The sequence below is a fragment of the Sorangium sp. So ce1014 genome (genome assembly GCF_051521505.1).
GTDB lineage: Bacteria > Myxococcota_A > Polyangia > Polyangiales > Polyangiaceae > Sorangium.
In genome coordinates this window covers 221,435-246,142 of record NZ_CP150356.1, presented here as the reverse complement: position 1 = coordinate 246,142, position 24,708 = coordinate 221,435, and the positions used below count along the sequence as shown (strand labels likewise).

Annotated in this window: 21 protein-coding genes; 12 read left to right on the top strand and 9 right to left on the bottom strand. The window is 71.0% G+C overall.

The window, feature by feature from the left end; translation table 11 throughout:
- Positions 1-60 precede the first annotated feature (60 nt).
- Positions 61-1,371, bottom strand: a complete 1,311-nt coding sequence (locus tag WME75_RS00925) for a serine hydrolase domain-containing protein (protein WP_437485453.1) — start codon at positions 1,369-1,371, stop codon at positions 61-63.
- Between the two features lie 211 nt (positions 1,372-1,582).
- Here WME75_RS00925 and WME75_RS00920 point away from each other — a divergent pair, with 211 nt between their 5' ends.
- The 3 genes from WME75_RS00920 to WME75_RS00910 all read left to right on the top strand — a co-directional run bounded on the left by WME75_RS00920 (position 1,583) and on the right by WME75_RS00910 (position 3,082).
- Positions 1,583-1,765, top strand: a complete 183-nt coding sequence (locus WME75_RS00920) for a hypothetical protein (RefSeq protein WP_437485451.1) — start codon at positions 1,583-1,585, stop codon at positions 1,763-1,765.
- A 279-nt stretch (positions 1,766-2,044) separates the two neighbouring features.
- Complete coding sequence (locus tag WME75_RS00915; protein ID WP_437485449.1) at positions 2,045-2,608, top strand: hypothetical protein; 564 nt, start codon at positions 2,045-2,047, stop codon at positions 2,606-2,608.
- Between the two features lie 78 nt (positions 2,609-2,686).
- Complete coding sequence (locus WME75_RS00910; RefSeq protein WP_437485447.1) at positions 2,687-3,082, top strand: type II toxin-antitoxin system PemK/MazF family toxin; 396 nt, start codon at positions 2,687-2,689, stop codon at positions 3,080-3,082.
- Positions 3,083-3,234: 152 nt separating this feature from the next.
- On the opposite strand, the gene WME75_RS00905 is transcribed toward WME75_RS00910, so the two are convergent.
- Both WME75_RS00905 and WME75_RS00900 read right to left on the bottom strand, forming a co-directional pair.
- Positions 3,235-4,287: a protein-glutamine glutaminase family protein gene (locus tag WME75_RS00905; RefSeq protein WP_437485445.1), complete on the bottom strand. Its 1,053-nt coding sequence runs from the start codon at positions 4,285-4,287 to the stop codon at positions 3,235-3,237.
- Positions 4,288-4,577: 290 nt separating this feature from the next.
- Positions 4,578-5,420, bottom strand: a complete 843-nt coding sequence (locus tag WME75_RS00900; RefSeq protein WP_437485443.1) for a dienelactone hydrolase family protein — start codon at positions 5,418-5,420, stop codon at positions 4,578-4,580.
- Between the two features lie 256 nt (positions 5,421-5,676).
- Here WME75_RS00900 and WME75_RS00895 point away from each other — a divergent pair, with 256 nt between their 5' ends.
- Positions 5,677-7,005 (top strand): amidohydrolase, encoded by a 1,329-nt coding sequence (locus tag WME75_RS00895; RefSeq protein ID WP_437485442.1) that lies wholly within the window; start codon positions 5,677-5,679, stop codon positions 7,003-7,005.
- Between the two features lie 289 nt (positions 7,006-7,294).
- Here WME75_RS00895 and WME75_RS00890 read toward each other — a convergent pair whose 3' ends face one another.
- On the bottom strand, positions 7,295-8,209 hold the full coding sequence (locus WME75_RS00890; RefSeq protein ID WP_437485440.1) for a hypothetical protein: 915 nt from the start codon (positions 8,207-8,209) through the stop codon (positions 7,295-7,297).
- A 684-nt stretch (positions 8,210-8,893) separates the two neighbouring features.
- Here WME75_RS00890 and tnpB point away from each other — a divergent pair.
- Positions 8,894-9,124: an IS66 family insertion sequence element accessory protein TnpB gene (gene tnpB, locus WME75_RS00885; protein ID WP_437485438.1), complete on the top strand. Its 231-nt coding sequence runs from the start codon at positions 8,894-8,896 to the stop codon at positions 9,122-9,124.
- On the opposite strand, the gene WME75_RS00880 is transcribed toward tnpB, so the two are convergent.
- Positions 9,085-9,771: a TetR/AcrR family transcriptional regulator gene (locus tag WME75_RS00880; RefSeq protein WP_437485436.1), complete on the bottom strand. Its 687-nt coding sequence runs from the start codon at positions 9,769-9,771 to the stop codon at positions 9,085-9,087. The genes tnpB and WME75_RS00880 overlap by 40 nt on opposite strands.
- A gap of 120 nt (positions 9,772-9,891) precedes the next feature.
- On the opposite strand from WME75_RS00880, the gene WME75_RS00875 reads away from it, so the two are divergent.
- Both WME75_RS00875 and WME75_RS00870 read left to right on the top strand, forming a co-directional pair.
- Positions 9,892-10,665, top strand: coding sequence for an SDR family NAD(P)-dependent oxidoreductase (locus WME75_RS00875; protein WP_437485434.1), 774 nt, complete (start codon positions 9,892-9,894; stop codon positions 10,663-10,665).
- 258 nt (positions 10,666-10,923) lie between these two features.
- The gene (locus WME75_RS00870; RefSeq protein WP_437485432.1) at positions 10,924-14,343 is read left to right on the top strand and encodes an AgmX/PglI C-terminal domain-containing protein; all 3,420 of its coding nucleotides are present in this window, start codon (positions 10,924-10,926) and stop codon (positions 14,341-14,343) included.
- Between the two features lie 11 nt (positions 14,344-14,354).
- Here the strand turns inward: WME75_RS00870 and WME75_RS00865 are convergent, their stop codons facing one another.
- The gene (locus WME75_RS00865; RefSeq protein WP_437485430.1) at positions 14,355-14,540 is read right to left on the bottom strand and encodes a hypothetical protein; all 186 of its coding nucleotides are present in this window, start codon (positions 14,538-14,540) and stop codon (positions 14,355-14,357) included.
- 209 nt (positions 14,541-14,749) lie between these two features.
- On the opposite strand from WME75_RS00865, the gene WME75_RS00860 reads away from it, so the two are divergent.
- The 4 genes from WME75_RS00860 (at position 14,750) to WME75_RS00845 (ending at position 19,449) form a co-directional block, all read left to right on the top strand.
- On the top strand, positions 14,750-15,427 hold the full coding sequence (locus WME75_RS00860; protein WP_437485428.1) for a 2-hydroxychromene-2-carboxylate isomerase: 678 nt from the start codon (positions 14,750-14,752) through the stop codon (positions 15,425-15,427).
- 531 nt (positions 15,428-15,958) lie between these two features.
- Entirely contained in the window at positions 15,959-16,828 is an 870-nt protein-coding gene (locus WME75_RS00855) for a single-stranded DNA-binding protein (RefSeq protein ID WP_437485427.1), read from the top strand.
- Positions 16,829-16,978: 150 nt separating this feature from the next.
- Positions 16,979-18,001, top strand: a complete 1,023-nt coding sequence (locus WME75_RS00850; RefSeq protein ID WP_437485425.1) for a hypothetical protein — start codon at positions 16,979-16,981, stop codon at positions 17,999-18,001.
- A gap of 854 nt (positions 18,002-18,855) precedes the next feature.
- A complete protein-coding gene (locus WME75_RS00845; protein ID WP_437485423.1) occupies positions 18,856-19,449 on the top strand; it encodes a hypothetical protein in 594 nt (197 codons plus the stop codon).
- A gap of 161 nt (positions 19,450-19,610) precedes the next feature.
- Here the strand turns inward: WME75_RS00845 and WME75_RS00840 are convergent, their stop codons facing one another.
- From WME75_RS00840 to WME75_RS00830, 3 genes are all read right to left on the bottom strand, one after another.
- Positions 19,611-22,631, bottom strand: coding sequence for a PEP/pyruvate-binding domain-containing protein (locus WME75_RS00840; RefSeq protein WP_437485421.1), 3,021 nt, complete (start codon positions 22,629-22,631; stop codon positions 19,611-19,613).
- A 204-nt stretch (positions 22,632-22,835) separates the two neighbouring features.
- The gene (locus WME75_RS00835; RefSeq protein WP_437485419.1) at positions 22,836-23,156 is read right to left on the bottom strand and encodes a DUF3817 domain-containing protein; all 321 of its coding nucleotides are present in this window, start codon (positions 23,154-23,156) and stop codon (positions 22,836-22,838) included.
- Entirely contained in the window at positions 23,153-23,521 is a 369-nt protein-coding gene (locus tag WME75_RS00830) for a hypothetical protein (RefSeq protein WP_437485418.1), read from the bottom strand. Before WME75_RS00830 ends, WME75_RS00835 begins: the two co-directional genes overlap by 4 nt.
- 214 nt (positions 23,522-23,735) lie before the next feature.
- Here WME75_RS00830 and WME75_RS00825 point away from each other — a divergent pair, with 214 nt between their 5' ends.
- Positions 23,736-24,704 (top strand): GlxA family transcriptional regulator, encoded by a 969-nt coding sequence (locus tag WME75_RS00825; protein ID WP_437485416.1) that lies wholly within the window; start codon positions 23,736-23,738, stop codon positions 24,702-24,704.
- Positions 24,705-24,708: the final 4 nt, after the last annotated feature.

Sequence of the window (24,708 nt, the reverse complement as noted above, 5' to 3'; positions counted from 1 at the left end):
CGGCTGTGGCTGCTGCCAGCACGGCTCTCGTGCCCACCGGCGCGACGGTGCGCCCGGGGCTCACTCGCACAGCGCGGCGTCGACGAGGGCGAGGACGTTCTCGTAGGCGGCGTAAACCTGCTCGATGGTTTGCACGCTGGGCAGGGCGGAGGGCAGCGCCGTGACCGCGACGGTGACGGCGCGGCCGTCCTCGGTGACGCCGCCGCTTGTCTCGTAGCCGAAGATGTCGCCGCCATGGCCCCAGACGAGGCCGCCGCAGCTCAGCGGGCTGCTGCTCAGGCCGAGACCGTACTCGTTGCCGGGCCACATGCTGGAAGCGTCGACGGTGGCGCGCATCTCCTCGAGCTGCGCCGGCTCGAGGAGCTCGCCGCCGAGCAGGGCGGTGAAGAAACGGTTCATGTCGCTCGGGGTGGAGATCATGTTGCCGGAGGCCCCTGCGATCGACGGGTCCAGCTCGGTGACGTCGCGCAGCAGCTCGCCAAGCGGCGCGTGATAGCCCCTTGGATGGCACCCCCGGATGCCCTGCTCGCCTGCGTCGGGCACATAGGTGTGGCGCAGCCCGATGCGCTCGATGACCCGGGTCGTGATCTCCTCGTTCAGCGGGCGGCCGGTGACGTGCTCGACGAGCAAGCCGGCGAGGATGTAGTTTGTGTTGCTGTACGCCCATTCGGTGCCGGGGGTCTTCCCCGGCAGCGTCAGCGCCAGGTCGATCAACGCGCGGGGCTGGACGTAGGTGTGCAGGGCCTTGAAGACGTCTTCGCCCAGGAGCAGCCCGACGAAATCGGGCAGCCCGCTTGTGTGCTGCAGCAGCTGCCGCACGGTGATCTCGCGGCCGTCGATGCCTTCGCCGCGGACGAGATCCGGCAGGTACGTCTCGATCGGCGCGTCGAGGTCGACCTTGCCCTCTCCCACGAGCTGCAGGACGACCACGGCGGTGAAGGGCTTGCTGTTGCTCCCGATGCGCACCTGCCCGTCGACAGGCACCTTCGCCTGGGTCTCCAGATCGGCGACACCGGCGGTGTAGTGACGCGTGCGCCCGTCGAGATCACGGACGGCCACCAGGACGGCGGGGAACTTGTCGTCGCTCGCCAGGCGGTCCGCGCCCTGCTGCAGGGGATCATCGGGGTCGGTGTTGGCCTCGAGCGTGGCGTCACCGGTGCACTCGCCCGACGGGCTGCCTCCGCCACCGCCGCTGCCGGCGTCTTCGCCGCCGCCGCCGCCGCTTTCGTCTCCGCCCGCGCCGCTCTGGGCGCCGCCGCCTCCGGCGCCGCTGCCGGCGTCCGTGCTTGCCGGCGCCCCGCCGCCGTCGGAGCAGCCCGCGAGCAGGGCCGAGGATCCGAGCAGCGCGGAGACGAGGACCGTCGAGAACACGCGTCGGAAGCGCGTCGCTGCTGCGCCGGCGACTGGCATTCTCGGAGAAATGAAGCGATGGTGCAGAAATTTCATGATCGGCTCCTGTCGTGCGCGGGCGTCTCCGGATCGACGCCGCGCGCCGTCGGCTCTCGCCGCCAGGCATCGGCACGTCGATTGGAGAGCACCGCTCGTTATCGGAGCTCTGTTCCCGGACTCGTGAGGATCGTTCATGCCCAGAGACGAGATTCCCTTCAAAGCTCCACCGGCGCCGGGCGGAGCGTCATCGGCGGCGGCGCTCGCAGCCAAGCTGCCGGAGGCCCATGCGCGCGTGGCCGCGCGGCTCGCCGGCCGGCCGGTGGCGACCCGGGTCGACGGCGAGCGCTTCGTGGTCGATGTGGCGGGCGCGCCGTGAGCGCGGGAAGGGGGCGATGAAGATCAGCCGGAGCAACGATCGGATCGCGGCGAGCTGGCGGGACTGGCGGAACGCGTGGCGGCCGCCAGGTCCCGGGGCGCGACGAGGGCCGCGAGATCCGGCAAAAAAGCCGCGGCACGCCGCTCGCAAAGAGTGCCTATCGAAACGCCGCGAGGGCCGACCTCGCGCTGGCCTCGCCGTTGCGGGACAGCGCAAAGGCCCGGACGCGGCGTGACAGCTCGAGCCGGCGCCGCGCGTCGCGCTCGGATGGAGGCACGCATGTTGGTTCATCGCTCTCATCGCTCCCTGTTCCTGCTTCTCCCTGTTCTCGCGCTCGCCTGCTCTGCCGCGCAAGGCGCCGCCCTGCCGCGGCCGGCGAGCACCGCTCCGCGGCAAGACGGTGCGGGGGCTCCGGCCGGCTCGACCGGCGCGAAGCGCTTCGTCGACGCCGGGTCGTACTTCACGAGCGCGGCCGAGATCGACGCCTGGTACGGGCTGCTCCGCGTTCTGGACGACGACTTCGACGCCGTGTGCGGCGACACCTTCTGCGAAGGCGAGTACAGCAACTACGAGCCGCTTCGATTCCGTTGCTCCGTCGAGGAGCACGCCGGGACGATAGGCAGCTGCGTGTGGGTCTTCGCGGCGAGCAACGAGGAGGTCCTCCCTTCCACGGGCGATGTGGAGGTGGACGCCAGGGTCTTCCTCTGCGAGATGCCCGTCGCCCCGGAGACCGCCGTGGTCGACCTCGTGAAGGCGCTCTCGGCGCCGATGGATCGGGCGATCGACGCCGCGCTCCCCGGAACGGACAGATCGCTGTACGACGGCCTCGTCGAGTGCCTCTGATAGCAGCCCGCCGGCATCGGCCGGCAGGCTCATAATTCTTGCAACGCCGCATTCTTCAGGCCAAGTTCACGAGCGCACATGACGGCGAGCGCAGAAGAACCCGCGGACACACCTCCGGTGAAGATCAACCGCGGGGACGTGTTCTGGATAGCGCCAGATGACTCGCGAGGGCCTGCCCCGAGCTACTCCCATCCCCACGTGGTGGTCCAGGACGACCTCTTCAACCACTCGCGCATCACGACCGTGGTCGTGTGCGCGCTGACGTCGAACTTGCACCGGGCGAACGAGCCGGGGAATGTCCTGCTCGACGTGGGCGAAGGGGACCTCCCCAGGCAGAGCGTCGTGGTCGTGTCGCAGATCTCTTCGGTCGACAAGGCCCGCCTGGGGGAACGGATCGGCTCGCTGTCCGACACGCGGGTGGAGCAGATCCTGGCCGGCCTGCGATTCCAGCAGGTGTCGTTCTTCGGGCGGTAGATAGCTCGACCGCAGGCCTGCTTGCTCCGCGAGCACCTCGCCCCGAAGGGCCCGTGTCAGCGCGCTCCAGCCGCGCCTGCGCCCCGGCCGAGCGTCGCGCTCCGGCGACCGCACGTGCGCCGGGCTCCGGCGCACGTGCCTGGTCCTCCGGATCACTCGATCGTCAGGGACAGGGGCGGGCTGGCGTGCGCTCCGTTCGACGCCGTCACCTGGTAGACGCCGAACGGATACTCCTGCTCGATCAGGATCCTGCGCTTGTTGATCTCGGAGATGGGAGCCAGCTCGTCGATACCGTTCCCGGTGATGCGCACGGTCGTCAAGCCCGGGACGAAGTTGTCACCGATCACATAGATGGGATACCAGACGGGCATGTCGGTCCGGTCCGACGCGAACCGCTGGAGGGTCGGCGGGAGGTTCGGATCGGGCGCGGGCTCGGGCGGACAGGTGGTGACCCACGGCGGGCAGTCGCCGAGGGAGCGGTACGGGTCGCGTCCGAGCAACTCCTGAACGCGCCATTCGGAGACCAGCCGGATGCGTATTCCTTCGTAGTCGGACGCCATGCTGGGAAGCGACGGCGCCACGGGCTCGGCCTCGAAGCACCCGTCCCCGAGAGCGTGGTCGCGGCACACCGCCATGTCGACGTCGCCGGCGACGAACCGAGAGAGCCACGCCGCGATCGGCAGAGGCCCAGCCGGATCGATGGCGGGATCGAGGACCATGAGCTGCCCGCCGACCCGGACCACGGGTGCGACGTGGCCGCTCCACGACACCTCTCCGTCCGGCTCGTTCTCGGTCTGCAAGGTCAGATCCCCGGTCACCCTGGCAAACCAGGGCGTCGGATAGTCCCACTGGTGGAGGAAGTAGGCCGCCGCCGGGGCCCGCTCCTCGCAGCCGTTCTCAGGATCGAGCCAGGGAATCCGCCGCGAAAACCCGGGTTGCGCCGGTAAGGCGAGCTCCGGATGCCGCGTGTCACGGATCGCGGCAAATCCATCGCTCAGCTGCGCCTCGGTCCAGCTGGGGACGCAGTCGACCGGCAGATCCTCGAGCGGGCCCTTGAGCTCGTTGTAAGCGTAGGGACCGTCGAGCAGCGGGCAGCTCCCGCTCCCGGCGCTTCCCTGGAGCGGCGCCTCCACATCCGAGCGCTCGAGGTCGAGCTCCGGCTCGGAATCGGGCCCCTCGTCGCCGCCGCACGCCGACGAGGCCATGGCCATTGCCGTGACACAGAATAATTTCGCCAAAGCAAGATACCGCTGTCTCATGAATTTTCTCTCCCAGCGTGCGAGATACGAGCCGTCTCGAGAGACTGGCCCGCATGAAAACCTGACGGTTGGCTGGTGGATGCCGGCAACCTCGGTCGTCCTTCACCCGAATCGCCCCGGCTGCGTCGTTTTCTTGCTGTGCGTGACCACGCGTCACGAGGAGAGCGCCCGTCGTGCTCGAGCCCGCCGACCCGCCCTGGGGCGAGCGCGTCGCCGAGCCCACGTCGTTCAGGCGCTCATGAAGTGGCCAGCAGCTTGTCGCGAAAGAGCTGAAGGACCCGGTCGAGCGCGGCGCGCGTCGGCTCGCCCGGCGCGTCGATCAACGCGCCGGTGAGCACCGAGTGATGCTTCCTGAGGGGCCCTTCGGGGTGCCCGTCGGCTTGCTCCAGCGCCTCGGCGACGAACCCGTCGCCGAGGCGCTCGCGAAGGAACTGGAACCGCTCCGCCGGCACCAGGGGATCGTCCTTGAAGCGGAGCCCCAGCACCCGGAGGCCCTCTCGGTCGCAGCGCTGCGCCACCGCGTCGAGGGTCGCAGGATCGCAGTCGACGGATCGCCGCCGGCTCTTCGTGAGCGGGAACGGGAGCGAGGGCTGCGACATGACAGGCGCCAGCACCCGGGCGTCGGCGGCCATGGCGAGCGCGAACCCGCCGGTGAAGCACATCCCCACGACGCCCACGCCCGGCCCGCCGCAGCGCTCGTGCTCCGACGCGGCGAGGGCCCGGAGCCAGTCGACGACCGGCGAGGAGCGCCCCGCCGCGAAGCAGGTGAACTCCTTGCTGATGCAGGCCTTGGCCATCGTCGAGATGCCGTAGAGCACGCCCGCGAGCCTGGGTCGCACGGGGTCGCGGCCAGCGATCCCGAAGAGGTCGGGCAGCACGGCCGTGCAGCCGAGCGCCACGACCCGGTCGGCGAACCCGAGCACCTGGGGAGAGATCCCCGGCATCTCGGTCAGCACGAGGACCGCGGGGCCCTTCCCTTTTCGATAAACATCGCGCGTCTCCCCATCGTGCGCGATGCGCTCGCGCTGGAAGGTGGCGAGATCGCCCTCGGGCGCCCTGGGTTGGCTCGGTGCGGTCACGGCGTGACTGCATCACAGCACGCGCGCGCGGTAAAGCCCCTCTCCAGCGGCGCTCGGGTGCACAGGATCGCCCCCGCGCGCCCGGAAATCGAGATCGGAGCTCGATGGATCCGGACGCGACGATCGTGGGGCACATCTACGTCCCGGACGCCGCACCCCCGGTGCTCGACGGCATGAGCCCACGGATCAGACCTCGACAGGCTCACGTGGCCGGCGCGGGCCTTGAGCCCTCGCGCAAAGAGTGATTTAAAGCACCATGCCGTCGATCCTGATCAAGGCTGCCGATGTGATCACCCTCAACGACGCGGGCGATGTGCTCCGCGGCGTCGATATCGCGATCGAAGGCGGTGCGATCCTCGCCGTTGGCCAGGCGCCCCCCGGCTTCCTCGCCGGCGAGGTGCTCGACGGCACCGATCTGGTCGCCCTGCCCGGCCTCTGGAACGCGCACACGCACGCGGCCATGACGTTCGTGCGCGGCTTCGGAGATGACCTGCCGCTCGACCGCTGGTTCAATGAGAAGATATGGGTCGCGGAGCGCGCCCTCACCGCAGACGACGTCGAATGGGGCGCCTATCTTGCCGCGGCCGAGATGATCCGGAGCGGCACGGTCGGCTTCGCGGATCACTATTTTCATATGCACCGCGTCGCCGACGTCGTCGAGAAGAGCGGCCTGAAAGCGCTCCTCGCCTGGTGCGTCTTCGGCCTCTCCAGCGAGGTCGGGACGGATCTCTCCGGGGCCGTGGATTTTGCCCGGCGCTTTCAGGGCGCGGCCGGCGGCCGGATCAAGACGTGCCTCGGCCCGCACGCGCCCTATACCTGTCCGCCCGAGTTCCTCAAGAGCGTCGGCGAGACGGCGCGCAAGGAGGGCCTGGGCATCCATATCCACCTCTCCGAGAGCGACGAGCAGGTCGAGGCATCGCGGAAGCGCCACGGGAAGACGCCCCCCGCGCTCCTCGACGCGCTCGGCCTCCTCGACGTCCCCGGCCCGAAGCTCGCCGCCCATTGCATCGCTGTGACCGAGGAGGACACAGCGATCCTCGCCGGCCGCGGCGTGAGCGTCGCGCAGTGCCCCGGCTGCCACATGAAGCTCGGGATGGGGGTGACGCCCGTCCCCTCGCTCCTCGCCCGCGGCGTGAACGTGGCGCTCGGCACCGACGGCCCCGGCTCGAACAACAACCTCGACATGCTCGAGGAGGCGCAGCTCGCGGCCCTGTTGCAGAAGGCGCACCTGCGCGACGCCGAGGCCCTGCCCGGCGACGCCGTGCTCCGCCTGGCCTCGCGGAACGGCGCGCGGGCCCTGGGCTTCGAGGCGAGCGGCGTCATCGCCCCCGGCGCCGCCGCCGACATCATCCTCTTCGATTTCCACCGCCCTCACCTCCGCCCTCGCAACAGCCTCGTCGGCAACATCGTGTACTCGGCGAGATCCAGCGATATTCGCCACTCCATCATCGCGGGCCGGCTCGTCATGAAGGACCGTGAGCTCCTCACGCTCGACGAGGAGCGAATCCTCTGGGAGGCGGAGCGCCGCGCGTTCGCCATGCTGGCCCGCGCCAGGGGCACGGCGCTGCGCGAGTACAACGGATGACGTGCCCCCTTCGGGCCATCTCCGTGTTCACCTGCGTGGCCGGAGCGGAGCGATGGCCATGTCCGGCGCGACTCGGTGTGGCCGCGCGGGCAACACAGCACAGACCTTCTCACGTCCCGCGCCGCGCCTCGCCGAGGCCGTCCCGCGCGACATGATCTGGATACGGGAGCGGCCGTCGTGAAGAAGGCGGCCTGGCTCGCGTCGCGCTGGTGGGGGTCGGACCGGTCACAGCGCCGGCACACCAGAGCGGGCAGCGTCTCCGGAGCGACCCTTGCTTGGCCGGCATCGCTCAGCTCAGGTCGTCGAGCACCTCGGCGAGCGATGCGGCGACAACGGCCCGCTCAAGCCACCGTTCCAGAGTCTCCGGATTTTTCTCGGCCAGGATGCGTTCCCGCGCCACATCCGGCACGGTGATGCCGCGAACCCGGAGCGCCGTCAGCACGGCACGCGCGGCCTCTTCGGCGCGGCCTTCCTTCCGCTCCTCGGCCCGAAGCTTCCGCTCGTACTCCTCAAACCACGCCCGGATCTCTGCGCTCACATCGTCCTCCTTGTCGATCGCCGGCTCCCGTCTTCCGAGCCGGAAGTGTACCAGCAGCGGCTTGGCGACGCTCTTCTCCCAGGCATCGTCCGGCAGCGCCGCCAGATCCGCCAGCGCATCGCGCAGGAGGCGGCCTGAGCCGAGCAGCCGCAGGAGCAGCGTCGCACGCGTCCGGGGCAGCTCGGCAAGCACCACCACGCGCATCATCAGGCCCGGCACGGCGTGGTAGACGCCTGGTTGCACCGGCTCGCAGCGGTAGGCATCGAGCACCGTCTCAGGGCGCCCCGGGCCGATGACGACCAGCGCAGGGAAGTCCACCGCCGACTGCGGCGGCGCGTCGGCGTCCTCGTCCGGTGCGACGGAGCCGGCTGCAGAGCGGGCGCGGCGCTCGAGCTCGTGGTGCCACGTGAGCTGCTTGCGCAGGCACTGGCGGATCTGACGAAGGCTCGGCGTGCGATGAAACGGCTCAAACAGGCTCGGCTCCGCCGAGAGCTCGCCGAGCAGGCCCATGGCGGCGCGCTCGGCCTGCCGTGCTGGATCAGGCACGCTGTAGACATCGATCTTCTGTGTCGCCGCCAGGACCTCTACCTCGGTCTCCGCCGCCGAGACGAGGCTCAGCCCGTCTCGCAGCAAGTTCTTGGAGAACTGGTCGGAGCGATTGTGCATCGGAGTGCGACCCTAATCCATTCTGGCAGCATGGGCCACCATGGATCGATGCGAGGAGACGGATTGAATCAGGCGCGAAAAGCGCCACGAGCCGCGAGCCATGCCGGTAACGACTGAGTGAACAACAAGCACTTACCGGCAGGTGGAGCAAATCGCGTGGGAATCGTTCTCGGTCGCATGAAATTTCCGGTCTCCTGGCGGGATGAGCGCACCATGGCTCCCCGAGCGGTGAAGAGATGCCCGAGTTGGCGGCAATTACCGACGTGGGTTGACGTCGCGCAGGCCCGGCGGCAGGACCGGACCGGTCTCAGCGGCGGAACTCGGAGGAGAAGCGCCCGGCGGGCGTGAGCATGACCTGATCGGCGAGGGGTATGCCGATCAGGTGCGAGACGTGCTCGACGGCGTCGGGTTGGTACTCGACTGCGCAGGCTTGTTGCTGGCCATCGCGAGGGTGAGCGGCGCAGTCATGCCGTTGATGGCGGCCCCTCGCGAGGGTGAGCGCTTCCGGTCGCCGCCGTGATCGTCGAGCCATCCCGCAGCCGAAGCGTAACCGCCCAGGCGAGGGCATCGTGACCATACGGGCGGGCCGATTACGTGTTGCCGTCGAGACGAAGGAGAAGCGATGGGAACAGGTAACCGGCGCCGCGCGGACGCTCACGATGGCGTTGGCCGGGCGCTTACGCCGTGCTGACGCTGCCCCCGTCGGTGCGCATTTACGTCGTGGCCGAGCCTACCGGCCTGCGCAAACGCTTCGATGGACTGTCGGTGCCAGTCGCGCATAGCTTCGAAGCCGACCCGCTGTGCGGGCACCTGTTCGTGTTCAGAATCGGCGAGGCGACCAGGTCCGGATCCTGTTCTGGGAACCCCTGTCATCCTCAACTCGGTTTGCTCTTCCTTTTCCCTCCAGCTTGCTGACGCGGCTCCACCCCATCAGCGCGCTGCCCTGTCCGCGCCGCCCGGCGCACCGGCTCGACCCTGGCCAGCGCTCCGCACGCGAGGTCGGGCAGGGTCGCCTTCATCCACCTGGGGTCCACGGCGCCGGGCGCGGAGAGATAGGAGCGGCAGGCCTGGTGCGCCGGGCCGAGCAGCACGACGTCGACCATCACCTCGGACGAGCGCGCCCCGGAGAAGACGCCGAGCTCCGCCAGGTGCGCCATCACCTCCGCCTTGAGCCGCGCCTTTGTGTCCCGGAGCGCGGCGCGGTGATGCCCGTCCAGCTCCAGCGCGAGCGCCTGGTACATGAAGCGCGCCTCGGCCTCGTGGTCGAACACCCAGGCCAGATGCGCCTCCACCAGCGTCCGCACCGCCGAGCGCGCTGTCCTGGCGGCGAGCACGCGCGCGGTCACGTACCCCAGCAACCGCTCGAAGGTCCGCTCGAGCAGCGCCGACACCAGCGCCGGAAAGTCCTCGAACAGGTGGTACACGCTCGAAGGGCTCGCGCCCGCCTCCTTGCGGACGTCCTCGATGCCGGCGCGCAGCAGGCCCCGCTGCTCGAAGCAGCGGAGCGCCGCGTCCAGCAGCGCCTCCCGGCGGGCCACACCGTTCTGTCGAGCCACGGCCATGGCCCCTCCCCTACCCCAGCCACGCACCGCTGACCAGCCGGCCCAACTGGAGGATTTTTCCAATTTATTTTGGAATTTTATTCCACTTTCTCTACCCTCCAGTTGAAAGCGAGGTGTCGCATGAAGCTGGGGCTGGAGAAGAGAGCTGCGCTGGTGACCGGTGGTTCGCAGGGGATCGGTAAGGAGGTGGCGTTGCAGCTCGCGGCCGAGGGGGCCCGCGTGGCGCTCACCTACCGGAGCGAGCGGGAGAAGGCCGCCCAGGTCGTCCAGGAGATCGAGCGGCGAGGCGGCGAGGCGCTCGCGCTGGAGCTCGACCTCGGGTCGGTCGAGTCGGTCAAGGCGGTGGTCGCGGCCACCCTGGCGCGCTTCGGGCAGCTCGATGTCCTCGTCAACAACGCGGTCCGCTGGAGCGAGCACCTGCCCTGGGAAGCGCCGCGCTTCGAGGACATCCCGCTCGCCGAGTGGCAAGGCACCCTCCACGACAACATCGACGGCGCCTTCGCCGCCATCCAGGCCGCGGTGCCCTCCATGCGCGCCCGCGGCTGGGGCCGGATCGTCAACATCTCCTCGGGCGTGGCGCTCGACGGGGTGGTGGGCGGCGGTCCGTACGCCGCCGCCAAGTCGGCGCTCCACGGGCTCACCTCGGTGCTCGCACGCGAGCTCGGGCCACACGGGATCCTGACCAACGTGGTGGTGCCGGGCTTGACCCTGACCGACAAGGTGAGCGCGCGGGTGTCACCGGAGGTCCTGGCGCAGCGCGGGAAAGCGTATCCCGTCGGGCGGTTGCTGCGGCCGGAGGAGGTCGCGCCCACCATCGTCTTCCTGTGCTCGGCGGTGAACACCGCGGTCACCGGGGAGATCCTCCGCGCGAGCGGTGGCCGGCCGATGGGTTGAGGGCTGAGGCAGCCCCTCAAATCCTTCGAAAAATTCACAGGGAGACGGGGAGGGAAATCTTCAAAATACTCCCTGTCTCCCGCCTCCCTGTTCAGCTGGCGCACGCCGGCAACCGGCGGTGCTCGATGCGCGGGCCGGCGGCGACTCGACCGCGGCTGCGACGGGAACCTCGGGCCCGCCCGGCTGTCGATCCCCCTACCCCACGGCCGGCGGGCCTGCGTTCAGGCGCGGACCGCCGTGCCACGACCGGAGGCCCCCGTGCGAAGCTCCCTGCTCCGCGGCCGCGCTGCGCTCGCCGCGATCGCCGTTCTCGTCCCCGCGCTCTCGAGCTGTGCCGACAGCACGTCACCGCCCGCCGCTCCCAACGCGCTCTCGCGCGGTCCCGAGCCCGCCGCGCCCGCCGTGCCGCCCCTCGTCCTCACCGCGCGCCGCCCCGAGGCCCCGCCGATCCAGCTCACCGCGGCGGACGGCACGGGGCTGCGCCTCGTCGCCCTCACCGGCCGCGCGGTCATCGAGGCGCCGCTCGCGCTCACCGAGCTGCACCTCACGTTCGAGAACCCCGAGGACCGCGTGCTGGAAGGCACCTTCCGCGTCACCCTGCCGCCCGGCGCGAGCCTCGGCCGCCTCGCCATGAGGATCGGCGATCGCTGGCAGGAGGGCGAGGTGGTCGAGCGCCAGCGCGCGCGCGAGGCGTACGAGGACTTCCTCCATCGCAAGCAGGATCCGGCGCTGCTCGAGCAGGCGGCGGGCAACGAGGTGAGCGCGCGGGTCTTCCCCATCCCGGCGCGCGGCGTGAAGGAGATCGTCCTCTCGTACTCCCAGGAGCTCCGCCCGGACGCGCCCTTCACCGTCCCCCTGCGCGGCCTGCCCGTGGTGAGCCGCCTCGACCTCGAGGCCACCGTCGCGGGCGCCGCCGCGCCGGTCCACGCGCTCCACCGGAGAGACGCGGCGCCCGACGCCGACTTCGCGGTGGATCCCGCGCGGCTCGGGTCGACGGAGGCGCGGGGCGGCCTGCGCAGCGGCGAGCTCGTGCTCGCCCGCGTGCGCGCGCCGGTGGAAGCGCGGCCCGATCCGCTCGCCTCCGCCGTGGTCCTCGTGGACACAAGCGCCTCGCGGGCGCTCGGGCTCGACGAGCAGCTCGGCCTGCTCACGGCCGTCGCGCAGGCAACGGCGCGGGCAGGCGGCCCGGGCGCGCCGCTCACCGTCGCCTGCTACGACCAGACCGTCACGCCGATCTTCGACGGCCCGGCCTCGGCGTTCGGCGAGGCGGAGCTCCGGCGCATCCGCGAGCGGCAGGCGCTCGGCGCCTCGGATCTCGGGCGCGCGCTCCGCTGGGCCGGCGAGCGCGCGCGAGCCCGCGGGCAGCGGCGCGTCGTGCTCCTCTCCGACGGCATCGCCACCGCGGGCGAGGTCGCGCCGAGCGCCCTGCGCGGCGCGGCGGCGGCGCTGCGCGACGCGGGCGTCGAGCGGCTCGACGCTGTCGCGCTCGGCGGTATCCGCGACGAGGCCGTCCTCCGGCAGGTCGTCACGGCGGGCCTGCCGCGCGACGGCGCCGTGATCGACGGCGCCCGCGGCATCGCCGAGCTCGATCGGCGCCTCGCCTCGGCTACCCGCTCGGGGATCGCCGTGAATGTCGAGGGCGCGCGCTGGGTCTGGCCCAGCACGCTCGATGGCATGCAGCCGGGCGACGAGGCGCTCGTCTACGCCGAGGTGCCGGCCGAGCTGCCGGTCCGGATCACGGTGGACGGCCGCACCACCGCGCCCGATCTCCGCGGCGTGGAGCGCCCGCTGCTCCAGCGCTCCTGGGCGCGGGCGAAGATCGACGGCCTCCTCGCCCGGGAGACGCCTGGCGGCGACCAGGACGCCCTCCGCAGGCAGATCATCGACCTCTCGATCACGCACCGGGTGCTGAGCCCGTACACCGCGCTGCTCGTGCTGGAGACCGAGGGCGACTACGCGCGCTTCGACATCCCCCGGCGCGGCCTCTCCGACCTCCTGACCGTGGAGGGCGGCCGCGTCGCCGTGCAGAAGCGCTCCTGGCCGCCGGCCCAGAAACCGCAGGGCGCCGCGCCGCCCGCCCGCCTGGCCGCCGCGGCTTCCCTCGGCCAGACCGCGGCCCTGCGCCCGCCCCCCGCGCCGCCTGGATCTCCTCCCGGCGCGCACGCCGAAGAGTCGTTCAGCGCGGGCGGGCTCGGGCTGTCGGGCATCGGCGAGGGCGGCGGCGGCCGCGGCGAGGGCATCGGCCTTGGCTCGGTCGGCACCCTGGGCCACGGGGCCGCCGCGCCCGCGCCGAGCACCGCGCCGGCCGCGGGCGCCGGCCAGGGCCTGGGCAGCGGGCACGGCCGCCTCGGCGGCCACCATCGGGGCGCGGCGCCCTCGGTCCGCATGGGCGCCGTCCAGGTGAGCGGCCGCCTCCCGCCGGAGGTGATCCAGCGCATCGTCCGCCAGAGCTTCGGCCGCTTCCGCCTCTGCTATGAGCGCGGGCTCCAGCGGAACACCGGCTTGCAGGGCCGCGTCGCCGTGCGCTTCACCATCGACCGGAGCGGTGCGGTCGCGAAGGCGGGCGACGGCGGCTCGGATCTGCCCGACGGGGCCGTGGTCTCCTGCGTGGTCCGCGCCTTCCACGCGCTGAGCTTCCCCGCGCCCGAGGGCGGGAGCGTCGACGTGGTGTACCCGATCCTGTTCGCGCCGCCGGACGCCGCGGCCACGCCGGCCGCCCCCGGCGCCGCCGCGCCGCCTTCGGAGCCGCCGGTCGAGCCGTATACCGGCCGCTTCAAGCGGATCCAGGACCACCTCGCCCGGGGCGACGCGCCGGCGGCGGTGCGCGACGCCTCGGCCTGGCGCGCCGAGGCGCCCGGCGACGTGCTCGCCCTCGTCGCGCTCGGCGAGGCGCTCGAGGCCGCGGGCGACGCGCCGGGCGCCGCCCGCGCGTACGGCTCGCTCATCGACCTGTTCCCGGCGCGCGCGGATCTCCGCCGCTTCGCCGGCGGGCGCCTCGAGCGCCTCCCGCCCGGCGCGGGCCTCGATCTGGCGGTCGACACCTACGAGAAGGCGCGCGAGCAGCGCCCCGACCACCCCTCCAGCCACCGCATGCTCGCGTTCGCCCGCCTCAAGCGGGGCGAGCACGCCGCCGCCTTCGACGCGCTCGCGGCGGGCCTCCAGCGCCGCTACCCGCCGGGGCGCTTTGACGGCGTGGAGGGCGTCCTGCGCGAGGACCTCGGCCTCGTCGCCGCGGCGTGGCTCAAGGCGGATCCGGCGCGCCGGGCGGGCGTCCTGGGCCGGCTCGCGAAGGCGGGCGCCGCGCTCGAACGGGCGCCCTCGCTCCGCTTCGTGCTGAGCTGGGAGACCGACGCCAACGACGTCGATTTCCACATCCGGGACGACCGCGGCGGCCACGCTTCCTATGAAAACCCGACGCTGCCGGGCGGCGGGCGCCTCTATGCCGACGTCACCACCGGCTACGGGCCCGAGTGCTTCACCATTCGCGCGCCCCGGGAGCAGCGGGCCGGCCGGTACACCCTGCAGGCGCATTACTATTCGCGCGGCCCGATGGGCTACGGCATGGGCAAGCTGCAGATCGTCGATCACGACGGCAAGGGCGGCCTGAGCTTCGACGAGCGGCCCTTCGTGGTGATGACCGACCGCGCGTTCGTGGATCTCGGCGCCGTCACGCGCTGAAGCTGCCCGAGCTACCGGACAGGCAAAGGAAAATCCGACGTGAAGAGCTTCGTCGAGACGACCCGGTCTTCCGCGGCCGTCGCAGGACAGAGCCAGTTCGCCTTGTCGATGAACCACACCGTCCGATCGCGCCTGCCCTTGTCCAGCAGCGCGGGGACGAGCTTCCGCAGCTCCGCGGCGATCTTGCCAAAGAACACATCGCCCCGTTGTGGGCGAGCGCCGTGCGCACCACCGCGATCGGACCGGCTGGGGCCGCGGCGCCGCCCGCTCGCCACGTTCACCGCGCTCGTCCGTCGCGCTCAACGGCGGATCGCACCCCCCATGGTACGATCCCGGGCGCTGTGCCAGAGGTCCAATCTGCCCCGCGGCGCAGCACGCAGCGCAAGGGGCGCCACGGAGGCTCGCGATGACCGGCCGCGTCGACTTCTACTTCGATTACATCTCAGGCTACGCGTACTTCGCCTGGCTGCGCCTCCAAGAGATCTGCGAGCGCCGCGGCGTGGAGCTGGGGGTGCACCCGGTGCTCTTCGCCGGCCTGCTCGACCACTGGGGCCAGCTCGGGCCCGCCGAGATCCCTCCGAAGCGCGAGTGGGTATACAAGGACGCCTTCCGCCACGCGAAGCTCCACGGCATCGAGCTCTCCTGCCCGAAGTTCCACCCCTTCAACCCGTTGCTCGCCCTGCGGCTGTCGCTGCGCGAGGTCGGCGGCGTAGAGCAGCGCAGGATCGTCTCGACCCTCTTCCGGGCCGGCTGGGGGCAGGGGTTGGACCTCGGCTCGCGCGACGAGCTCGCCGCCGCGCTCGAGCGCGAGGGGCTCGACAGCCGCGCGCTCATCGAGAAGGCGTCGGAGCCGGCCGCCAAGGAGGCGCTCCGGCAAAACACCGAGCGCGCGGTCGCGCGGGGTGTGTTCGGGGTGCCGACGACCTTCGTGGACGATGAGCTCTTCTGGGGGAGCGACCGCATGGACTACATCGAGCTCGCCCTCGACGGGCGCGACCCGCTGGACCACACCCGCGTGCGCGAGGCGCTCGCGCGCCCCAGGCAGGCCGACCGGCGCAAGGTGCGCAGCGGCGACGGCGGCTGACCGCCGCCGGCGCTGCGCGGAGCGCGCAAGGGAAAGAAGCCGGCGCGCTGCGCGATGAGGTGTGCGCGGCGAGCGGATCGGGCGGCATCGTGGGCGTCAGATGGCGAGGTGCCGCTGTCGAAGCAGCGATATCCCTTGTAGCGGAGCGCCGCGATGCGATGCGATCGCGATGCAGATCGTCAATCGACGTGGCGGGGCGGACGCTGACCCGCTGGCTCATCTCGAGGAGCTGGTCGTGGCTCACGGTATCGCCGCTCCCGGGAGCGAGACCTCCGGCGCCCCGCGCTCCGTGGGCATCCTCGGGGGGGGGAGAGAGCGAGAGCCGAGACCTCCTTCCCTGTCAAGCGCCCCGTCGAGCGAGGGCGCCGAGCGAGGGGGCGCCGCCCGTCGCCCCCCGATCGCAGCAGAGCCGGCCAGGCCGGTGACGCAGCGCCTGCACGTTGCCCTCGCCGGGGCGAGCTTCTCGGCGTACAGGGACCCCCTGCACTGGGCGAGGGCGTGCGTACCTCCTCACACGAAAGGGTCGCTACCATGGACGGTTTGAATCGCGTGATGCTGCTCGGAAACCTCGGCGCCGACCCCGAGCTCCGGTTCACGCAGGGCGGGCAGGCGGTGCTCAACATGCGCCTGGCCACGACGGAGACGTACCTCAACAAGGACAAGGAGCGCGTCGAGCGCACCGACTGGCACAACGTCGTCGTGTGGGGCAAGCGCGGCGAGGCGCTGGCGAAGATCCTGACGAAGGGATCGTCGGTCTTCATCGAGGGCTCGCTCCGCACGTCGAGCTACGACGACAAAGAGGGCAACAAGCGCTACAAGACCGAGATCAACGCCAACAACATCATCCTCACCGGCCGAGGCAAGGGCAGCGGCAGCAGCGGCGAGACGTTCGTGCCCGATGGCGGCGGGTACGAAGCGGAGGGCGAAGGCTACGGCGGCGGCGGCGGCGGGTACGCGCCTCGCGGCGGTGAAGGTGGAGGCGCGCCCCAGGGCGGCGGATACGCCCGCAGCAGCGGCTCCTCGGCGGGCGGCTCCGCCGCCAGCGCGGGGGACTTCGAGGTGAGGTTCGGTCGCGACAAGGGCAAGCGGATCAGCGAGGTCGCGGATCTCTCGTGGCTCCGCGGGACGCTGGAGAGGGACCTCGCCGACGGGTCGAAGTCCCAGTTCCACGAGAAGGCGCGCGGGCAGCTCGCGGCGATCGACGCGGAGCTGGCGCGGCGCGCGGGCAGCGGCGCGCGCTCGGTCGCGACCGGCAGCGGCGGGGGGCGAGCGCCCGCCGGCGGCGGTGGGAGCGCGCCTCGCGGGGGACGCCCGGCGCCGCAGGATGCGCCGCCGGCCGACGACTACGACACCGGCGGCGGCGGCGGCGGCTTCGGGAACGACGACGACATTCCGTTCTGATCGCCGGGAGACAAGGCCAGCGCTCCTTCGCCGCGAAGCTCCGCCAACGAAGCGCGCCAGAGGCGCTCTCGAGCGCCGGATGGCGTTGGCCAGAGTTGACCCAGGGGGACGGGGCGACGAGAATCGCGGGACGAGGGTCGAGGTGTCGCGATGAGCGATGAGACGCACAGCGGGCGCCGCCAGGCGCCGAACAAACGGCCGCCTCACCCGGCGACGGTGGCGCAGCCGAAGGCGCCGCATCTCGCGTCCGCCCCGGGCAAGGGGCGGCCGCCTCACCCGGCGACGGTGGCGCAGCCGAAGGCGCCGCATCTCGCGTCCGCCCCGGGCAAGGGGCGGCCGCCTCACCCGGCGACGGTGGCGCAGCCGAAGGCGCCGCATCTCGCGTCCGCCCCGGGCAAGGGACGGCCGCCTCACCCGGCGACGGTGGCGCAGCCGAAGGCGCCGCATCTCGCGCCCGCCCCGGGCAAGGGACGGCCGCCTCACCCGGCGACGGTGGCGCAGCCGAAGGCGCCGCATCAGGCCCTCATCGCTCGGTCCCCCGTGGCTCAGCGGATGGAAGCGACCTACGACGTAGCTACGTGGAAGTTCACTGCCTTCAAGGCTCACCTCGCGGTCAACGACAAGCTCGACAACGAAGACTGGGATGACTACAAAAATCGGATCCTAGGGGCGTTCAGGAATTATGACCCCGGTCGACAAGCGAAGTTCTTCAACAACGCCGTGACCGCCCGCCAACAGGCGTGGGTGAAGAAGCAGTCCACCAATTCGCCCAAGAAGCCCAGCAAGGAGAAGCTGTGGTCCAGCGCGTTTTGTTACAACGGGGAACGCTGGACCCCGGCAACACATAGCGAACCCAAGCAAAGGGCCAACAGGCGTACCACGACCAACAAGCACGCAGAGCAGAGCCTGTTCAGCACGATGCACCTGCCCATGAGCTCCGGATGGATCGGCTTCGTGCAGAATGAATGGCCGTGTCAAGGTGAAGGATGCTGCTCATTCTTTATCGGAGTATCCAAACTTAAAAACGTGGCGGGCGTGATCTTCACGGTGCAAGGCTCCGGGGGGTACGCCACCGAGCACGGCCGCGAGATAGGATCCAGCGGGCATGTCTATTTCTGGAATGGGAACATGACGTACGACCCGCCCCCGGGGGCCCCGGCCCCGCCCCCCTGACCATCGCTTCTCGCTGGCGGTGCAGGCGGAGTAGACCCAGGGGTCGACGTGGCGCGCAGGGCCGAGCGCAATAGCGGAGCCGTCACCGCGAAGGAGGAGCGAAGGAGACCACCATCCCACCAGCTCCTGCACACCTCGTCCTCATTGAACGGGCCGTTGTCCGTCTCCTCCACGGTAGAGACCCAGTACCCGCCGCTCGAATCGAAGTCGACATCAACAGCGGTGTTGTGCCACGTGTCGATCTCCCAGTCCTCTCTCCAGTACGAGAGCTTGTCCTCGTCCTCTCCGCCGCGCTCGGGCTCCTGCGTTGCGAGCTACATGCCTCCTGGCGGCGCGAGGCGCGCGGCGATGTGACGGCGTGAGCCGCCGTCCTGACGGACACGTGCGTCCGGCTCCATCCCCCGCCAGCGAGCAGCGTCAAGCGCCAAGAGCGCGTGGCTATGACAGACAATGTCCGACATGGTCGACGCCTCGATCGCGCCCCCTTCCTCTCCAGTTCTCCACAGGCGTTCTCCACAGGACATCCCCTGGACAACAGCTGGATTCTGTCGATTACCCTCGCCGCGCGCGCCTCTCCTCGTCATGGCCATTCGCACAGCCTGGCGGAGCCCCGCGCCGCAGGGGATCCCGGCGCCGTCGATCCACGTAAGCACGCGTAATCACAACGATTTTCTGGCCACGGACACCGCCGTCCGCCCCTGACAGGCTGGGACAATGTCCGTCCGATCGATCCCTTCCCCGACGGGTCGAAGATGACTATTGATGGTAGACATCAAGGACGCGGCGCGACGGCGTGTCTCTCGCACGAAGCGCGCACATGGCGCGCCGGAATGCTTCGTTCTGGAGGAGACTTCATGGAAAAAATCTCGCTCACGTACTTTGTCGACTTCGTTCTCAAGGCCGGGACGCCCAAGCTGACCGGCGTCAGGGACCTCAAGGAGCGGAAGGACGACCTCCACACGGACTTTTACAGGCAGGTGCGAGAGGCGATCGTCGACATGCACAGGAGCGGAGAGCCCACCAGCGTGCTCGACGGCTTCCTCGCCGCCCAGCACGACGAGCGGCGCCGCCGCATCTACCCGTCGGTGGTGAACGGATATCGCAAGTTCCTCGCCTCGGCCAGGATGACGTGGTTCGCGCCGCCGGTGTCGACGTATCGCCTCGGCGATCTCGAGATCAACGTCAACCCGGAGCTCGGGCTCGTCATCGATGGGACGCCCCATGTCATCAAGATGTATTTCCGCGGGGAGCCTCTGTCGTCCAAGCGCGTCTCGGTCGTGCTGAACCTGCTCATGAACGGACTCGCGGAGAGCACGCCGGGCGGCGCCTTCGCGGTGCTCGACGTGCGGAACGCCAAGATCCACACCTTCAAGGTGCCGAACCCGCGGCTCAGCCTGCTGCTCCGCGGCGAGGCGGCCTCCTTCGCCACCATCTACACCGGGTTGTGATCGCGGCGCCGCCGGAGGATAGCCCGCGCAGAGCCACTCCGACCTGTCAAGAAGGAGGCGATCGGTCGGCTGCGCGGGCTGCCGGTGGCACCGGAGGGGTGAGCGAGCTTGGGCCGGACGTCGAGCCCGCCGCTCGCGTGGACTCGCGGGACGGGAACTAGCTAGTATTCGCGGCAGTCGCCCGGCGCCTGGAGCGCGCCGAAGCTGTAGGGCCGCGCCTGCTTGACCAGCAGCCGGCGCTCCGGACCCATCAGCTTCCATTCGATCTGCATCGCGTACAGCCGGTTCTCCCCGCCCGGGTCCACCAGCGGCTTGTAATGCTCGTGGATCGACCCGAGCACGCAGCCGAGCCGCTGGACCTCCGGGAACGACAGCACGTCGCGCCCGCGCGACAGGCTCGAACGCGCGAGGTACTCCGCCTTGATCGTGCGGGGCGGCGGCGTGTACACGATCTCGTCGCTGCTCACGCCGGGCGCGGGGTTCGTGACCGACGCCTCCCCGATCTGCGCGTTGATGTAGTACTGGCTGTCGCGGGTCGCATCGAGCGCGTTGCGGCTGATGCCCACGCCCTGCGCGCGCTCCGATTGCCAGGCCTGGTGCACGAGCACCGCCATCGCCGCGCTCGCCTGCTCGACGTGGCCGAACTCGCGCTCATCGTAGGCGCGCGTGTTCCAGAGGCTCGACCAGACCGTGAGCAGCGCGTCCTCCAGGGAGCTCGACGCCGCGTCCAGCTCGCCGCTTGTCGACGTGTGCAGCCCCGCGCCGTTGAAGGTCGCCAGATCCTCGGTGTTGCTGCTGCTGCGCAGGCGCACGCGGTCGCCGCCGAAGCGCCGCTGGACGGCGGCCGTGACCTCGCTCATGAGCTCGCCATCGACCGGGTGCGCCAGCATCCGCGCGCGCACCTGCGCCAGCCCCTCGGCGTGCGCGTGCGGATCGGCGCGGAACTCGGGATCCTTCTCGAGATCGGCCAGGAGCTCCGCCGCGCCGCTCGCCTGGAAATGATCCATGTAATGCGCGAACGGGATCGCGAACGCCGCGGGCGGCACGTACAGCGGCACCAGGTCGGTCGGGCAATACGACTTCACGCCGCTCACGCGGTACAGCTCGGCCATGCCTGCCGCCTTGGAGCCGATGCTGTCGCTCATCGAATAGCTCGCGGCGTCGAGCGACACGATCCCGCGCACGGAGAGGTCGAGCGCCGGCACGAGCCGCTCGCCGGTCGGCTTGCGCGCCTCCCAGTAAGCGTCCGCCTCCTGCGCGGTCGCCTCGCGGAGGTCGAAGTCCGACGCCCGCACCTCGAGCCGCACCAGCTTGCCGAACAGGCCCTTGAGCCGCTCGTCGTCACGCGCGCGGCGCAGGGCCATGTTCGGCGTCCCCCGGCCGCGCGCCAGCACGTTCACGTGCGCCAGCGGCGTCTGGAACGCCTCGGTGATGAGGCCGCCCATGAACGCCGTCTCGTTCGGCACGTCGTCCGTCACAACGATCACGTTCGGGCCGAGCTCGGCCGTCTCCAGATCGCGCGCCGGGACGAACGTCAGCGTGCCGAAGCCCTCGGCCGGGTTGAGCGGCTGGTAGGTGAGCCCCTTGTACGGCGCGTTCGGCCCGACCAGCGGCGCGTTCCCCTCGATCGCGCGCAGCTCGGCGATCTGGCGCGCCTCGGTGGGCCGGATCGCCCACGCCTGCGGGTCGGGCACCGCCTTCATCACCGCGAAGAACGCGCGTCGCATCTGCTCGCCGACGATCTTGTCGCCGGGAGAGAACTCGACGGTCTTTGTGCCGTTTGTGTGCTCCACCAGCGTGCCGAGGAGGTAGCGCCGGCCCTCGACGCTATAATACTCGGTCTGGCTGAACAGCCCCCAGCCGAGGTTGAACTCCGCGGCTTGCTCGGGGTCGCAGCGATCGAGGTGCGGCTGCCGCTGGATCTGCTCGCGGATGAAGGTGTAGTGGAGCGCCCACTGGCGCGTGCTCAACAGATGCACGGTGTCGTTCGTGGCCATGTCGATCACGAACTTGACGCCGGCCTCGCCGACCGCGGTGCCGCCCCTGGCCAGCTCGGCGAAATCGCCGGCGGTCTCCAGCCGACGCGCGCGCCCGCTCGCGAGCTCACGCCCCGGCAGCTCGGTGCAGCCCTCGTTCGCCGCGCCGGGGCTCGCCGCTGCGCAGTAGCGCGGGGTCCCGGTGGCGTCGGGCACGCGGGCCAGCGAGGCGCCTTCCGGCCAGGCCATGAAGTCGACCCGATCGCTCGGCACCGGCCGGTCCACCTGCCGCAGCGTCACGATGCCCTCGAAATCCGGCGAGGCCTCGAGCTCGGCCGTATCGCTCGCGCTCACCGGAACGCTCACGCGCTCCCCGGGCGCGAGCGTGGCCGACGGCGCTGGCCACGCGAGCAGCACGCCCACGCCGGCGCCGGGCATCGCCTGTCCCGGCGAGAGCGTCGCGAGGCTCAGCGCGAAGGCGTCGAGCTCCACGGCCTCGGCGCTCGCGTTCAGCACCTCGACGAACCCCGCGGGCCGCAGCGAGAGCTCCGAGATGACCAGCGGCCCGGCGATGGCCGGGAACGGCTCGGGCCACGGGAAAGGCGCGAACTGGATGCCGTCGTCGAGGTTCGGCGGCTCCGGCGGATCGCAGGTCTCGCCGTTCTCGCGCTCGGGCGTGGCATAGCGGCAGATCGACGGCTCGCCCGTGCCGTCGGGCAGCCGCGCGTAGCTCTCGGAGCGCGGCAGCTCCGGCACCTCCACCACGTCGGCGAGCTCGCACGACGCCGACCACAGCAGCACGCGCGCGCCCGAGTTCGAGAGCTTGAACGGCAGGTGCCGCGGGCCCTGATCGGGCGTGTCGTCGGCCCAGAACAGCACCGTTCGACCCGGGTCGAGCGCCAGCTCCGGCAGCCGCGTCGCCTTGCCGAGCTTGTCGCCCAGAAAGTACTGCCCGAGATCGAGCGCGCGGTCGCCCATGTTGATCAGCTCGATGAAATCGTCCGTCTCGCCGATCTCATCGACCCACGCGCCGTCGTTGCCGGTCATCACCTCGTTGATGCGCAGACCGCCGCTCGGCGCGGGCGCGCCGCCCGCAGGAGCCACGAAGTCGCAGCTCGGCGGGTCCGGCGGGTCCGGCGGGTCCGGCGGCCCCGGCGGCGGGTCGAGCGTCTCGCCCGAACAGCCGACGAAGAGGGCCAACGACAAGAGGCCCGCCCCCGCACGCGCACGGCGCGAACGAGGGGGGCGGCGATCGAGGGATGAGCTTGCCGTCATGCCCGCTCCGTCAGCATGCCGTATGCCACGCCGGGCGGCGCCCGGCACAGCCAATAAAGTCATCAAATTCAACTGCTTGGCCGTGTGGCCCAGCGTGCGATGCGCCGAGCTGTGCCAGCTCACGCGCGGTCACCGTCAGGGGCGGGTCGACCTCTTAGCTGGGTGGCCCCGGTCAGCGTCGCGTCGCAGCAGCCGCTCGGCGACGAGGAACCCGAGCGGGACGAGCGACAGGCCGAGGACGCGGAGCAAGCTCCTCGTCGGGACCGCTCGTTCGAAATACGCCCGAGAAGCGACCGAGAGCAGCACGAGAAAGAGCAGACCGTGAATGGTTCCGGCGACGCGCACCGCGATCGCGAGGCCGAGACCGTACTTCAGCGGCATGGCGACAAGCAGGAGGAGCAGCAGGGATGCCCCCTCGACGAGGCTCGCCAGACGCAAGGAATGAAGCGAGCTCACTGGAACACCTGCGCCCACGTCGGCTTGAGGACCATGAGCCCGACGACGCCGGCGAGCGGAAGCGCAGCGCACGAGAACGCTCCATGACCCCGCTTGTCACGCGAGACGCAGTAGACGAGGATGACGTTGGAGCCGACGGAGAGCGCGAGCCCGCCGACGACCCACAGCTCGAACATCCGAAAACCACCGAGCGCGGTCAGGGCGTATCCAGCGCACCACGTCGCGAGCAGGCTCGGAGAGGCGATGCGGTGCACGGCGCGCTTCCGCTCGCGCGGATCCGCCGTGACGAAGCTCGCGACGAGCCCGCCGGCGTACCCCATCGCGCCGAGAAACTTCAGCGTCAGGACCAGCTGGTACAACATCATCTCGCCCCCCGGGGGCCTCTCACCGGAGCCCCGCGTTCCCGCCTGACCATGAACGACACCATCGCACGCGCGCCGCGGCCGCGCGATCGGCTGAAACGCCAAACATCGCCAGGTTCTGGCCAAGCGGCTCGAACGCCACGGTGGAGCCGAAATGCCGGCTGGTCGTCGCGCGAGCTGGCCTGGCGCGATCATGGCCTGCATGCATAATCCGGCCATGCATCGCGTCGCCATCGCCGCCTTCGACGACGTCGTGGCCTTCGATCTATCGATCCCGAACGAGGTGTTTGGACGCGTGCGGCTCCCGAACGGACGCCCTGGCTACGAAGTCCGCGTGTGCGCCGCTGCGAAGGAGGTCGACGCGGGGACCTTCGCCTTGCGGGTCCGTCACGGGCTCGAGGAGCTCCGCAGGGCCGACACGGTGATCCTCCCGGGGGTCGCCGACATCGGTCGCCCCGTACCGGAACGGTTGCTCCGCGCCGTGCGGACGGCGGCCGGCGCCGGGGCCCGTGTCGCCTCGATCTGCACCGGAGCGTTCTTGCTCGCCGCGACCGGGCTCCTGGACGGGCGGAGGGCGACGACGCACTGGCTCGCCGCCGGGGAGCTCGCGCGGCGGTTTCCGCGCGTCGAGGTCGATCCGAGCGTCCTTTATGTGGATTGCGGACAGCTGCTGACGTCCGCCGGCGCAGCTGCCGGCTTCGACTTGTGCCTGCACATGGTCCGGCTCGACCACGGGGCGGCCGTCGCGGCGGAGGCGGCGCGCCTCTCGGTGATGCCGCTCGAGCGCGACGGCGGTCAGGCGCAGTTCATCGTGCACGCGCCGCCCACCGCCGACGGCAGCTCGCTGAGCCGCGTCCTCGACTGGGTCGAGGAGAACCTGCGCGAGGAGATCGCGCTCTGCGACATCGCCCGGCAGGCGGCGATGAGCGTCCGCTCGCTGAACCGGCACTTCAAGGAACAGACGGGGACGACCCCGCTGCAGTGGCTGCTGCGCGCCCGCGTGCGCAGAGCGCAGCTCCTGCTGGAGACGACGGCGCGCTCGGTGGAGCGGGTCGCGTCCGACGTCGGCTTCGGCTCGGTGGCCGCGTTCCGCCAGCACTTCCACCGCGTGGCTGGCACCAGCCCGCAGGCCTACCGGAGCGCGTTTCGGAGCCGCACGCGCCCGCAGGACGGACGCCGCGGCTGACTCG

Bases quoted from the DNA above. Each gene is read 5' to 3' on its own strand.
- WME75_RS00920 (WP_437485451.1), top strand. From the start codon at position 1,583: ATGCCCAGAGACGAGATTCCCTTCAAAGCTCCACCGGCGCCGGGCGGA.
- WME75_RS00915 (WP_437485449.1), top strand. From the start codon at position 2,045: ATGTTGGTTCATCGCTCTCATCGCTCCCTGTTCCTGCTTCTCCCTGTT.
- WME75_RS00910 (WP_437485447.1), top strand. From the start codon at position 2,687: ATGACGGCGAGCGCAGAAGAACCCGCGGACACACCTCCGGTGAAGATC.
- WME75_RS00905 (WP_437485445.1), bottom strand. From the start codon at position 4,287: ATGGCCTCGTCGGCGTGCGGCGGCGACGAGGGGCCCGATTCCGAGCCG.
- WME75_RS00895 (WP_437485442.1), top strand. From the start codon at position 5,677: ATGCCGTCGATCCTGATCAAGGCTGCCGATGTGATCACCCTCAACGAC.
- WME75_RS00890 (WP_437485440.1), bottom strand. From the start codon at position 8,209: ATGCACAATCGCTCCGACCAGTTCTCCAAGAACTTGCTGCGAGACGGG.
- WME75_RS00880 (WP_437485436.1), bottom strand. From the start codon at position 9,771: ATGGCCGTGGCTCGACAGAACGGTGTGGCCCGCCGGGAGGCGCTGCTG.
- WME75_RS00875 (WP_437485434.1), top strand. From the start codon at position 9,892: ATGAAGCTGGGGCTGGAGAAGAGAGCTGCGCTGGTGACCGGTGGTTCG.
- WME75_RS00860 (WP_437485428.1), top strand. From the start codon at position 14,750: ATGACCGGCCGCGTCGACTTCTACTTCGATTACATCTCAGGCTACGCG.
- WME75_RS00855 (WP_437485427.1), top strand. From the start codon at position 15,959: ATGGACGGTTTGAATCGCGTGATGCTGCTCGGAAACCTCGGCGCCGAC.
- WME75_RS00850 (WP_437485425.1), top strand. From the start codon at position 16,979: ATGAGCGATGAGACGCACAGCGGGCGCCGCCAGGCGCCGAACAAACGG.
- WME75_RS00845 (WP_437485423.1), top strand. From the start codon at position 18,856: ATGGAAAAAATCTCGCTCACGTACTTTGTCGACTTCGTTCTCAAGGCC.
- WME75_RS00830 (WP_437485418.1), bottom strand. From the start codon at position 23,521: ATGATGTTGTACCAGCTGGTCCTGACGCTGAAGTTTCTCGGCGCGATG.
- WME75_RS00825 (WP_437485416.1), top strand. From the start codon at position 23,736: ATGCATCGCGTCGCCATCGCCGCCTTCGACGACGTCGTGGCCTTCGAT.